This window comes from Streptomyces sp. NPDC001828, from assembly GCF_042892175.1.
Taxonomy (GTDB): domain Bacteria; phylum Actinomycetota; class Actinomycetes; order Streptomycetales; family Streptomycetaceae; genus Streptomyces.
The window spans coordinates 226,835-238,916 of the sequence record NZ_JBIATV010000013.1 but is presented as its reverse complement, the minus strand read 5'-3'; the positions used below and the strand labels follow the sequence as shown (position 1 = coordinate 238,916).

The following is a 12,082-nucleotide window of genomic DNA, read 5'->3' as shown; positions in this document are numbered from 1 at the left end:
GGCGAGCCCCAGCCCCGACGGCGCGTCACCGTCAGATCGTGACGGTGGCCGTGCAGCGGCTCAGCTCGAACTCGGTCCAGTACTCACGGTCCGTACGCCCGTTGAAAAGGTGCTCGTCCCACCAATACCCGCCCGTCTTCCTGCTGTTGGAGCTGCTGAGCGAGATCTCGTACGTCCCCGGCTCGAGATCGGTGAGCAGCACGTCCACCCGGAGGTGTCCCTTCGAGAACGCTCCGCCGTCGAAGTCGGCGTACTTCAGGAAGTGCTTGTCCGACGGCTTCTTGATCCACAGCGTGCCGCCGTTCACCCGGACCGTCGAGAAGCGGGTGCCGCCGTCGCGGTACCACCACCAGCCCCAGTAGTACTCCGCCACCGCGTCCCATGTGGCGATGACGGCCTTCTTGCCGTCCTTCAGGGTGGCCGGGGTCAGCGCGATGTCGTGGCGGAGCCGGCTCCAGGCGCCCCTGCCGTGGTCGGACACCGTCTTGCCGGTGACGGTCGCGCCCCTGCTGGCCACGTCCGCGATGCTCGGCGGCGCGGGCGGGACCGGCGGCGTGGGCGGCACGTACCGGTCGATGCCCCGGTGCACCAGTAGCAGTACTTCCCGCGCCCCTTCGGACGGCCCCTCCTTGAAGCTCAGCAGGGCGGGTGTGTTGTTGGAGTCGTGGCCCTCCAGCACGACCGGCCGGGTCCAGCCGTCTTCCTCGGTCCACGTGCAGTGGCGCAGGGCGTCGCCGGCGTCGGTCCGCGCGGACGGGTACACGGCGTGCAGCTTGCCGTCGTACGAGGCCAGCGCGGCGGTGCGGAGCGAGAAGGCGGCGTCGATCCCCTTGCCCTTCTCGACCGGGACGGGCCCGGGCAGGCGGTCGCCGTCCGTCCAGGTGCTGCCGTCGAACACGGCGGGGAAGAGCATCCCGAAGCCGTTGCGGACCAGGTGCAGCTTGCCGTCGTGGGCGGCCAGCGACAGGTTGGCCCGCATGCCCTCCTTGGACTCCTGCCACTCCCTGCGCAGCCGTTCGGAGTCGACGCGGGGGGTGTCCAGTGGATTCCCCTTGTCGTCGAGGACGTGGGTCCACCGCCCTTCGGCGTTCCTGACCAGATGGACGAGCCGGTCCGCGTACAGGTCCACGTACAGCAGATGCACAGCGCCGTCGAGGACGGCCAGAGCCGGAGCGAGGGCGGACCTTTGACGGGTGACCTGCTGGGGGCGGCTCCACCGGGGCTTGCCGTCCACCAGGCTGAGTTCGGTCTCGAACAGCTGGGGCTTGCCGTGGGTGTAGTACCCACCGGTGCCGGTGAACACCATGCGCAACGTGCCCTTGTCGTTGACGAGAGCGGGAGTCTCGGCGCTCTCGACGCCGGGTATGTAGGCATCGGGCGTCCACCTGCGTGCCTGCTCCAGCGCGTCGGCCGCGGCCTGGACCTTCGCCTGCCAGGCGGAGGTCTGCTCCTCGGTGGCGTCCTTGGGCAGCGGCTCGGCGGTGGCCTCGTCCAGCGCGGTCTCGTACGGTCGTACGGACGCGGGGGTGAAGGAGGTCCACCGCACGGGCAGGACCTTGTCGCCCTCGCTCTCCTCGCGGGCACCGCGGTGGACGCAGTAGATCGTGCCGTCGACCTCGGCGAGGACGGGGGCGGCGAAGCTGAGGTGATCGGCGAAGGCCACGGCCGGACTCCAGCCGCCGGCCGTCGTGTACAGCGCCCGCCTGAGATTCTGGTCGTCTTCCTGCGGCTTCGCGGTGTCGGTCACGTGCGGTCTCCTTACGTCGGTCCCGGCTCGGGCGGATGGCCCGCCCGGACACGACGCACGGTACGCACGAGGTGACTCTCGGCTCCCACTGCTCTTGATCATTCGTCCGGAACATGCCCTGACACGACCGGAAGTCGATCACTCGCGCCTGGGCGGGCTTCACCGGCCGGGCACCTCCGGCGGCCACCCTGAGCGCGACTCGCGCTGCTTCGGCCCCGTCGGGCCGAAGCAGCGGCGACGTCAGTCCGCGGTGTCGTTCCTGCGGCGGCGCAGCATGGTGAAGCCGAGGCCCGCTGCGGCGGCCGCGGCGCCGCCACCGGTGGCCAGGAGCATCGTGGCGTCGCCGGAGTCGCTGCCGGATGCCTGGGCGCTGCTCTCGGCACCGGCCTTCACGCCGCCCCTGGGCATCTGACGGTCCGTGGTGGTGCGTTCGGAGAGATCCTTGGTCTTGCCGCCGGTCTTGCCGCCGGTCTTGCCGGGCCACTGCTGGAGCAGTTTGCCGTCCTTGCCGATGGTGATCTTCAGGCCGGAGGGAAGCTCGACGGTGGGCCGCTTCACGGCGTGGACCCCGTCGAGGAAGCCGCCCTTGTCGCTCCAGACGGTAGCGCCCCAGACGTTGTCGGTGCCCTTCTCCACCAGGGCCGTGCTGCCGTCCTTGAGCTTGATCTTGCGCTGGGTGTTCTGCTCGGGCTTGGGCTTGGACCGGGTGTCCTTGTGCCAGGTCTGAGTGAGGGTGCCCCCGTGGTTGAGGGTGACCCTGAGGCCGGAAGGCAGGGTCTTGCACGCGCCCGGCGCCTCCAGCGCGCCCAGGGCCTTGCCGGACTTGCCGAACAGTTCCGCACGCGGCTTGCCGAGGATCCAGTCGACCTTCGCCGTGCCGCCGTCCTTCAGTGCGACGGTCCTGGTCTGTGTCCGGTCCTGCGGCTTGGGCGCGGTGGTGTCCTGCTGCAGGATGGTCCCGCCGTGCTGGAGGGTGATCTTCAGGCCGGAGTCGAGGACCTTGGAGGCGCCGGGCCCTTCCAGGGTGCCGACCAACTTGCCGGAGCGGCTGAACAGTTCCGCGCGGGGCTTGCCGAGGATCCAGTTGACGTGCGCGACGCCGCCGTCCTTGAGGTTGACGTACTTGGTGTCCACCTGGTCCTGCGGCTTGGGCTTGTTGCCCTGGCTGTTGGTGAAGGCCTGGTTGAGCGTGCCCCCGTACTGGAGGGTCACCTTCAGACCGGAAGGCAGGGTCTTGGAGGCGCCGGGGCCCTCCAGGGCGCCGAGAGCATTGCCCGCCTTTCCGAAGAGCTCCGCTCTCGGCTTGCCGAGGATCCAGTCGACCTTCGCCGTACCGCCGTCCTTCAGCGCGACGGTCCTGGTCCGTATCTGGTCCTGGGGCTTGTCCCGGTCCTCCGGCCGGGTTTCCGGCCTGGCGTCGCGGTCCGGCTCGGTGTCGGGGGCCGGTTTCGTGTCGGGAGTCTCCGGGTTCTCCGGCTGCACCGACGGGGTCGAGGGGCCGGTGCCCGGCAGAGTGGGCGAGTCGGCGAACGCGGATCCCACTGGCAGGGCGAGCGCGGTCATCGTGCCCGCGGCGATGGCGGCGTTACGGAGTGCCGAACGGCGGCTGGCCTTCATGAAAATTTCTCCCTGTCTTGATCGGCCATTGTTCGCGGCCGTTTCCTGCTGACGTAAATCAAGGTAAAGAGTTGGTATTGCGGCCGCCGGTAGGGAACGTAACGGACGTTTCTAGAACCGACGACACCCCTGTTACGCGGCAGACTCACGCAGAAAAGGAATATCGCGGAGAAAACTCGGGACCTTTGCCCTTGCCCGGAACGACAATTACGCATACGCGCGGGCGGGCGAACAGGTCCGGTCGTCGAGGGGTGTGCGCCGACGTGCCGGCCAGGCCGGAGACGAGGGGGCGGAAACTCGTGCGAGCCGGCGGTGCCCCGTCGTCCGGGGCCGGCCCCGACCGACCCGCGCGCGCATGCCGTGGCTCTGCGGGCCTCCGGCCGGGTCAGTCCGTGCCGATGGCCTGGGCGTAGCGGAACAACCCGGCCGGGTCGTAGCGGCGTTTGACTTCGGCGAGCCGGTCGTGGTTCGCGCCGTAGTAGGCGCGGCGCCAGTCCGTGAGGTCCGGGTCGGGGAAGTTGACGTAGGCGGCGTCGGTGTCCAGGCGGTTGCGCAGGAGCCGGTGCGTGGAACGGGTCTGTGCCAGAAGGGAGTTCACCTCGGCCGGGGGCGTTCCGGGCTGCCAGTGGGTTCCGATGTCGATGACGTAGGTGCCGTTGCGGTGGGGGTAGGCGGTCTCGTCGGGCCGGGGGGAGTCACTGGTGCCACCCATGGCGAACAGCGTCACATATCCGGTCGCCTTCGCGGGACCGGGGCGCCAAGTGCGGGTCCACTCGGCGATCTCCGCCACCGTGCCCGGCGCCAGCCACCGGTCGGGGACCAGGGATTTGGAGGCGTAGCAGTCCTTCGCGCCGGGGTTTTCCATGAGGTAGTCCTGTGCGGACCAGAATCCGCGTTCTTCGATGAAGCTGCGCCGTGGGCGCAGGGCCAGTAGGGGAGTGAGCAGACGGCGCAGTCTGTCCTGGGGGCCGATGAACTGGCCCAGCACCCACAGGCTGGTCGTGCTCTGCCCGTTGTGTTTGAAGCCGATGCGCACGTCGAAGTCGCCGGCACCGTCCCCGGCGAGGATGTCCTGCACCTCTGCGACGACGTCCACCGCCGAGGCCAGTGCGAAGGTGAGGTCGAAGACGGTCGCGCGCAACCGCCCCACGGGCACCGCGTCGAAGGTGAAGGCGGTGTTGATCCCGAAGTTGCCGCCGGCGCCGCCCCGGCAGGCCCAGAACAGATCCGGGTTCTCGTCGGCCGCCGCGCGCACCACCGTGCCGTCGGCGAGCACGAGACGAGTCTCGGCCAACCGGTCACAGGTCAGACCCCATTTGCGGTCGTTGAACCCGAGCCCGCCGCCGAGCGTGAGACCGGCCACGCCGACCCCAGGGCAGCGACCGCCGGGAAAGTACAGACCGGCGTCCCGGGCCGCGTAGACGTCGGAGTTGGTCGCTCCGCCGCCCAGATGAAGACGGCGCCCCTTCGGCGTGACCTGCTTCATCGCGCGCAAGTTGATGACCAGACCAGTTGTCGTCGAGTAACCGGCGTAGTTGTGCCCGCCCGAGCGCACGGCGAAGGGCACCCCGTGCCGGGCGGCCCACCGGACCGCCTTGACCACATCGCTCTCGGCGGCGCACATGACGATGCCCGCCGGCCGCACGGCGGCGTACCGCTGGTTGTCGATCGAGGCGGACGCCAGGTAGCCCTGCCCGCCCGGACGGTGCAGATACGCGCCCGCGCCGAGGATGCGCCCCAGCTCCCGCCAGGCCGCCTCATCGGCGCCCCACCCCTGATGCGCGGCCGCCGGAACGGCCGACGCCGGACTGTCCGCGTACCCCTGGGCGAGGGCGGCCGCGGCCGCCATCCCCGCGCTCCGGCGCAGGGCTGTTCGTCGACTGATCCGCACGATGCTGCTCCTCCTGCTCAGGTGTCGCCGCGCCTGCACGACACGACGCAGGCCGACCTTCGATCGCAGGGGGAGGAGCACGTGCCATGACACTCCAGGAAACGATCATGAATCACGCGAAGGAGACCGACCCACACGCCTGTCCGCACGCGGGTCGGCGTGCCGCCGGCCAAGGGATCCGCGCGGAAAGGGAGATGCCGGCGATCAGGTCTGCCGGCCGGGACTCCGGACGAGAGGCCTCACGAGGACCGGCGGACTCATCCGGAACTCCGAAGCGCCCACCCGGCGGGCTGAAGGTCCGCCCTACGGAAGGTCCCGGCGCATCAGGTCGGCGTAGGTCTCGCGGCGCACCACGGCGCGGTGCGTGCCGTCGCCGACGAAGACCACCGGCGGGCGGCGTGCGCCGTTGTAGTTGTTGCTCAGCGCATAGGTGTAAGCGCCGGTGACCGGCACGGCGATCAGGTCCCCGACCCGCGGATCCGCCAGCCGGACGCCGACGCTGAGGCTGTCTCCGGCCTCGCAGTGCCGGCCCACCAGGCGGCACAGCTCGCCCCCGCCGGTCGGACGGCCGACGACGGCAGCCTCGAAGCGCTGCTGGTACAGGGAGACTTCGAGGTTGTCGCCCATGCCGCCGTCGACGGCGACGAAGGTGTGGCCTCCGCCGCGCTTGACCGACACGACCCGGTACAGCGAGACGCCGGACTCGGCGACCATGGAACGGCCCGGCTCAATGAGGATGCGGGCGTCGGCGGGCAGCAGGCGTCGGGCCGTGTCGGCGACGGCGTCGAGATACGCCTCTACCGTGGGCGGCCGGTCGGCGTAGGTGTAGCGGGAGCCCAGGCCGCCGCCCAGGTCGTAGACGGCGAACTCGCCGAGTTCGGCAACCGCCTCGACGGCCTGCGAGAACGGCGCCAGGTCCAGGATCTGCGACCCGACGTGCACATGGACGCCGTCCAGCCGCAGCCGGTCGCCGGCGCGCAGCCGCGCGATCGCCGACCGGGCCTGAGTCGGGGACAGGCCGAACTTGGAGCCGTTCTGGCCCGTGGACACCGCCTCGTGCGTGTCGGGCCGGATGCCGGGGGTGACCCGGACCAGTACTCCCTGCTCCGCCGTGCTGCCCGCCAGGATCTTCTCAAGGCGGTCGATGTCGTCGAAGTTGTCGACGACTATCGTCCCGGCACCGGCCTCGACGGCGAAGCGCAGCTCCTCCTCGGTCTTGGCATTGCCGTGGACGACCAGGCCGGCCGGATCGGCTCCCGCGGCCAGGGCGAGGGCCAGCTCGCCGCCGCCCGCCACGTCGATGCCCAGGCCCTCTTGCGAGAGCAGCCGGATGACGGCGGTGCAGGGGAACGCCTTGGAGGCGAAGACGACGCGGGAGTTCGGCCAGCGGGCGGCCAGGCCGTCGGCATACCGGCGGGCGCGGGCGCGGACCGACGCTTCGTCGAGGACCAGGGCGGGAGTGCCGTAGGTCGCGGCGAGTTCCTCCGCCGCTACGCCGCCGATGACCAGTGCGCCGCTGCCGTCCCGGGTGGTACCGGGCGGGAACAGCCCCAGCAGTTCCCGGCTTTCGTGTGTCTGCGTCGTCGTCATCCGCGCTCCCTGTGCCGCTGATCCGTACCGCTCTCCTGTTCATCCTCCCGCTCGGGCCGGCCCGGATCTTCGTTGACATCGTCAATCCGGATCTCCCAGACTTGACGCTCACAACAGTCCTTGAAGTCGGGGTGCGGCATGCGGGAGTCCGATAGGCGGGGGCACCTGTCCGTCCGTCAGCTCGTCGACAACATCGGGCCGGCGCTGCTGCGCCTGGTCCAGGAGGGGCCTTCGAGCGGCGGACCGCTCACCGACATAGTCATCCACGCCCCGGGTGCGCCGACACAGCTCGGACCCGGGTGCGTGGTGCTGGGGGTCGGCGTGACCACGGAGGCCGAGCTGGGCGAACTGACCGCGGCCATGCGGCAGGCCGACGCGCACGTGCTGGCGCTGAAGGCCCCGGTACCGCCGTCGGCCGACGACGGACCGACGATCATCGAGGTCAACCGGGATGCGTCCTGGATGCACGTGGCGACGACCGTCCGGGAGCAGCTGCTCGAGTACGCGAGGATGCGCGTCCGCTCGGCCGACAGCGGCGCGGAGCTGTTCGCCCTGGCGCACGCCGTCTATGAGGCCATCGGCGCCCCGGTCACCATCGAGGACCGCTTCTCCGCGCTGGTCGCCTGGTCGGAGGGCCAGGACCGGACCGACTCCGAGCGGATCGAAACCATCCTGGGGCGGGCCGTGCACCAGCGGACGCTCGCCGAACAGCGCGAGCGCCAGGAGTTCGAGCGGCTCCATGCGAGCACCGAACCGGTGTACATGGAGGCGACCGGGCCCGGTCAACTGGCACGCGTGGCCATCGCGGTCCGGGCCGGTTCGGACGTCCTCGGCTACATCTGGGCCGCCGTCCCCGGGCCGCTCGACGAGGCGGCCACAGCCCGGCTGCGTGAGTTCGCACCCGTGGTCGCGCTGCAACTGGTAGCCCTGCGCACCGAGACCAGCTATGCCCGCCGTCAGCGCGGCGAGCTGGCCGCCGCCGTGCTGGGCGGGGCGGCCGACCCGGTGGAGGCGAGCCGGCTGCAGTTGGGCTCCGGTCCGGTCTGCGTACTGGCCGCGGCCCCGCGCATGGCGGGGGACCGGGGCTCCGACGCGCTGGACGCCGTCGGGCTGCGCCGGTTCGCGGACACGCTGGAGTACTTCCTGGCGGCCGTCCATCCCCGCTCAGCCGTGGTGACGGGCACCGGAGCCGTCTACGTACTCGCCGCCTGGCCTCCGGACCACGCCACGCCCCTGGAGTCGGCCGTCGCCCTGGCCCGGGACTTCCTCGCGCGGACCCCACTGGCCGGCGACTACGTGGTCGCCGTCGGCGGCCCGGCCGAATCGCTGGGCCGGATCGCCGACGTACGGGCTCAGACGGACGCCGCGCTGCGGGCCCTGCGGCACCCGGCCGTTCGCGGGCCGGCCGTGCGCGCAGTGGAGGACATGGCGCTCGCGGTGCTGTTGCTGCACCTCGCTGACGTGACCGAGGCGCTCGGCCTGCCGGACGCCGGCGGTGCGCTGCACCGGCTGCGTCGGAACGAGGGCGAGGACGGTCCGCTGGCCGCGACCCTGGCCGCATACCTCGCGGCCGCGGGAGCCACCGACACGGCGGCGGAGGCCCTGCACATCCACCCCAACACCATGCGCTATCGGCTGCGCCGTATCCGCGAGGTCTCGGGTCTCGACTTCGCGGATGCCGACGCCATGCTGCTCGCGCACCTCCAGCTCCGGGTGCGCGAGCTGCGGACGGACGCCGCTCAGGGCTAGGGCTTGGGGTGATCCCGGAACGAGCGCGTGTAGCGGCACCCGTCCAGGTCGACCCAGAGCACCGCGCCGTCCGGGGCGGGCCCCGGCGTCAGACGCTCCGGCAGCCGGGGGTCGGCTCCGACGCGGAACGTCCCGTCGTCGAGCGGCACGAGTTCCGGTTCGTCGCAGGGCGCTTCCACGCCTGTCGCGGCGATCATGTGCAGTCGTCCCGCCCGCCGCACGATGCTGAAGCTGGGATACCAGGGGGTGTAGCTGCGGTAGTGGCCGGTGAGCGGATGCGGGGGAGCGGTCGGACCCGAGGAGGCGGGGCCCAGTGACTCGGGCCCGTAGAGCCAGCGTCCGTCCAGAGTGTGGTGGTAGGCGGACCATTCTGGGTGATCGCACACCAGCCGGCCGTCCCCCGCGTCGTACAGCCTGCCGCTCACCCCGTCCGCGGTGAGTGAAAGACGGTTGTCCCCCCTGGCCTCGACGCGGATCTGACGCGGCGTCGTTCCGTGGATCCCGACGTAGCGCCGGGCATCGGGGATCCGCTCCGGGTCGAACAGCGCCGGATCCGCCGGGGCGCCCTGGACCACGTCGAGCACATGGCGGGCGAAGCGGTCGATGATCTGGCACTCGCCGGGCGCGTTGGTCAGCACGGCGACACCGTGCCCGCCGTCGAGGTCGGCGGCGAGGTACGAGCGGTATCCGACCATCCCGCCGGCGTGCGTCAGCCAGGTGCGGCCGTCGATCACCTCCACATCCACGCCGAGCGCGTAGCCGCAACCGACCGCTCCGGCAGGCAGCGTGACGATCTGGCGGAAGAGCTCGGGCCCGATGATCCTGGTGCCGTCCAGATTGCCCCGCCCCAGCAGCATGCGGGCGAACAGGCCCAGGTCGGAAGCGGTTGCCAGCACATTCCCGTCGGCCGCCGAGTACTCGAAGAAACCGGCCGGCGCGAGCGGGGCCGAGGGCAGCGGCGGGAGGTCGTCGCGCAGGAACCGGTAGCCGGTGGCGAGTTCGGCGCTGTCCTCGTGAGTGATGCGTGCCGTCGAGTCGACCATGCCCAGGGGCCGCAGCAGCCGTCCGGCCATGGCGTCCGCCAGCGATTCCCCCGTGACCTGCTCGACGATCAGTCCGAGCAGGTTGTACCCCTCGTTGGAGTAGTGGAACAGCTCACCCGGTTCGGCCCAGGTCTCGGCATCGCGCAACGCGTAGCCGCGTGCGGCGGCATCGGGCATCGCGTCGGCACCGGCCACAAGCCCCGAGGTGTGCTGCAGGAGGTGCCGGACGGTGATCGCGCGGGAGCCGCCGTTCGGTGCGAACCAGGGGAGGTGGTCGGCGACCGCCGCGTCGAGGTCCACCTTCCCCTCCTCCGCCAGGATGCCGAGCAGGAAGGCGGTGAACGTCTTGCTGATGGAACCGATCTCGAACCGCGTGCCACGGGAGACCGGCGCCCCGCGCTCCGCGTTCGCGAATCCCGCGGTGACGAACGCCGACTCACCGGTCCCATCGACGACGCTGATCGCGATTCCCGGCACCGGCCACCAGGTCCGGAACTGGTCCGCGAGCCCGGTAAGAACCTGTTGCACATCCATCAGACGCCCGCCTTCCGCGAACCGAATCCCGCGAACCTGTCCGGACCCAGCTCGAACCGGGACGCGTCGATCTCCGCGTCCGGCCGGTCGCCTTTGACGAACCGTCGGCACAACGGGTACATGAGCACGGCCAGCACCGCCACGGTGAGGCTCGTACCGAACGTCACGGCCTCGTCGACCGCGGTACTCCACACCAGGTACACGATCATCGCCGTGGGCAGCACGACGACCAGTACCGCGCCGGGCCAGCCGCCCGGCACCCGGAACGGCCGGAGCATCTGCGGATACCTCCAGCGCAGAACAAGGAAGGCCACGAACTCCAGCAGGATCGAGGCCAGAGTGAGCAGCACCGTGGCCCGCAGGATCGAGCTGAAGTCGACGGCGGAGAGCACGATGACGACCGTGGTGCTCGCCAGCAGCGCACCCACCGGTGTGCTGAACCGTCTGCTGTCCCGGGCCATCCAGCGGGGGAGGTAGGCATCCGCGGCGAGCGCCCTCGGGACCCGGGTACTCGTCAGCAGGATCGCCATGAACAGCCCCACCAGGGAAAGCGCCGATCCCACGGAGAGCAGCACCTTCAGCCAGAGTCCGCCCAGCGCGTCGCCGACCACGACGAAGTCACCCTGCACCCAGTCACCGGGCGAACCGTGGTGCAGTCCGCTGCCGATGGCGGCGAGCGTGGGCAGCAGATAGGCGGCGATGATCAACGGAACCGAGACCATCAGGGCCCGGGTATAGGTCAGGTGCGCGTCGGCGACCTCACCCAGCACCGTGCTCGGGCCGTCGAAGCCGAGGTACAGCCACACGATCACGCTGAGCGCGCCGGCCACTGACGAGTGCACGCTCTGCCCCGGCACCGTGAAGGGCGAGAGCACGTTGATCCCGTTGCCGACCGCATGCACGATGCCGAGGACCGTCAGTACCGCGAACGGCGCGAGGATCAGCAGCATCATCCCGACCGAATACTCGCTCACCGCTTTGGAGCCGCGGTAGTTCAGGTACGCCATCGGGACGACGAGGGCAACGGTGACGATCCAGTGCAGGTCCAGAACGAAACCGCCGTGGAACAGATCCACGATCACCAGTCCCTTCCCACGGCTGATGCCGGGGATCCAGGTGCCCGAGTAGTCGACCAGCAGAATCGGATAGAGAGCGAGGTTGAGCACCGACCCGATCGAATTCCAGGCCCCGAACACGAACGCGGCACCTCTGCCGAGCGCGATCTTCGTCCAGTGGTAATAGCCGCCGTCCACCGGTATCGCGGAACTCAACTCCGCCGCCACCAGCGCGTTCGGCACGCCGAACACCACCGGCACCAGGACGATCATCAGCACGGTCATGCCCGGACCCGCGCTGGAGAGCGAGGCTTCGAGCCCGAAGGGGCCGCCGGACACCGTGAAGAAGAAGATTCCGACCAGGGCCAGCACGCCGAGCGCGGGTTTGCTCGCCCCGGGCGCCGGCCGTGTCACTTCCGACGGGATCAGTTCGGACATCTGGGCCCCACTCTCCGTTGTGCCGCCTGGTCGGCACAACGTACGAGGCGCCACCGGAGCCGTCCTCGTCGTACGCGTCAAAGCCGAGCCCCGACGGTTGTTGGCATCACCAAAGACGCTGCGTCTCTCGCGCCGGAGGCAGATCGCGTACGCGTCGAGGAACAGCACTCGGCCCGCGCGATCCGCACCCGTCCGCGTCGCCGAGAGATCCGGGCAGCAACGAGCTCACGCGATGCGCGGCCTGGATACGCGCTACGCCAAGCCCCCTCCAGCCTCCTCGCCGCACTCCATGTCGCGGCCATCTCCCTCTGGTCAGCGTGATCCAGAAGAAACGGCCTAGGCGGGCCACGCGGCGGGTACCGGTAACCACCAAGCGGGGCGAACCAGTCGCGCTTCCCGCCCCCGGCCCAGAGCCCGC

General features: G+C 70.5%; 7 protein-coding genes. 1 reads left to right on the top strand and 6 read right to left on the bottom strand.

Annotation, left to right across the window (positions count from 1 at the left end):
- Positions 1-31 precede the first annotated feature (31 nt).
- The 4 genes from ACFYZA_RS31320 to lysA all read right to left on the bottom strand — a co-directional run bounded on the left by ACFYZA_RS31320 (position 32) and on the right by lysA (position 6,845).
- Positions 32-1,747 (bottom strand): hypothetical protein, encoded by a 1,716-nt coding sequence (locus tag ACFYZA_RS31320; protein WP_388494124.1) that lies wholly within the window; start codon positions 1,745-1,747, stop codon positions 32-34.
- 240 nt (positions 1,748-1,987) lie between these two features.
- On the bottom strand, positions 1,988-3,364 hold the full coding sequence (locus ACFYZA_RS31315) for a hypothetical protein (RefSeq protein WP_388494121.1): 1,377 nt from the start codon (positions 3,362-3,364) through the stop codon (positions 1,988-1,990).
- 385 nt (positions 3,365-3,749) lie between these two features.
- Positions 3,750-5,255: an FAD-dependent oxidoreductase gene (locus tag ACFYZA_RS31310; RefSeq protein ID WP_388494120.1), complete on the bottom strand. Its 1,506-nt coding sequence runs from the start codon at positions 5,253-5,255 to the stop codon at positions 3,750-3,752.
- A 303-nt stretch (positions 5,256-5,558) separates the two neighbouring features.
- A complete protein-coding gene (lysA, locus tag ACFYZA_RS31305; RefSeq protein WP_388494119.1) occupies positions 5,559-6,845 on the bottom strand; it encodes a diaminopimelate decarboxylase in 1,287 nt (428 codons plus the stop codon).
- A gap of 138 nt (positions 6,846-6,983) precedes the next feature.
- Here lysA and ACFYZA_RS31300 point away from each other — a divergent pair, with 138 nt between their 5' ends.
- On the top strand, positions 6,984-8,594 hold the full coding sequence (locus ACFYZA_RS31300; protein WP_388494117.1) for a helix-turn-helix domain-containing protein: 1,611 nt from the start codon (positions 6,984-6,986) through the stop codon (positions 8,592-8,594).
- Here ACFYZA_RS31300 and ACFYZA_RS31295 read toward each other — a convergent pair.
- The gene (locus ACFYZA_RS31295) at positions 8,591-10,171 is read right to left on the bottom strand and encodes a serine hydrolase domain-containing protein (protein ID WP_388494115.1); all 1,581 of its coding nucleotides are present in this window, start codon (positions 10,169-10,171) and stop codon (positions 8,591-8,593) included. The two genes, ACFYZA_RS31300 and ACFYZA_RS31295, sit on opposite strands and share 4 nt — an antisense overlap.
- Positions 10,171-11,664 (bottom strand): APC family permease, encoded by a 1,494-nt coding sequence (locus ACFYZA_RS31290; protein ID WP_388494114.1) that lies wholly within the window; start codon positions 11,662-11,664, stop codon positions 10,171-10,173. Before ACFYZA_RS31290 ends, ACFYZA_RS31295 begins: the two co-directional genes overlap by 1 nt.
- Between the last annotated feature and the right edge of the window lie 418 nt (positions 11,665-12,082).

Coding starts and splice junctions, on each gene's coding strand:
- ACFYZA_RS31295 (WP_388494115.1), bottom strand. CDS start 10,171: ATGGATGTGCAACAGGTTCTTACCGGGCTCGCGGACCAGTTCCGGACC.
- ACFYZA_RS31315 (WP_388494121.1), bottom strand. CDS start 3,364: ATGAAGGCCAGCCGCCGTTCGGCACTCCGTAACGCCGCCATCGCCGCG.
- lysA (WP_388494119.1), bottom strand. CDS start 6,845: ATGACGACGACGCAGACACACGAAAGCCGGGAACTGCTGGGGCTGTTC.
- ACFYZA_RS31300 (WP_388494117.1), top strand. CDS start 6,984: ATGCGGGAGTCCGATAGGCGGGGGCACCTGTCCGTCCGTCAGCTCGTC.
- ACFYZA_RS31290 (WP_388494114.1), bottom strand. CDS start 11,664: ATGTCCGAACTGATCCCGTCGGAAGTGACACGGCCGGCGCCCGGGGCG.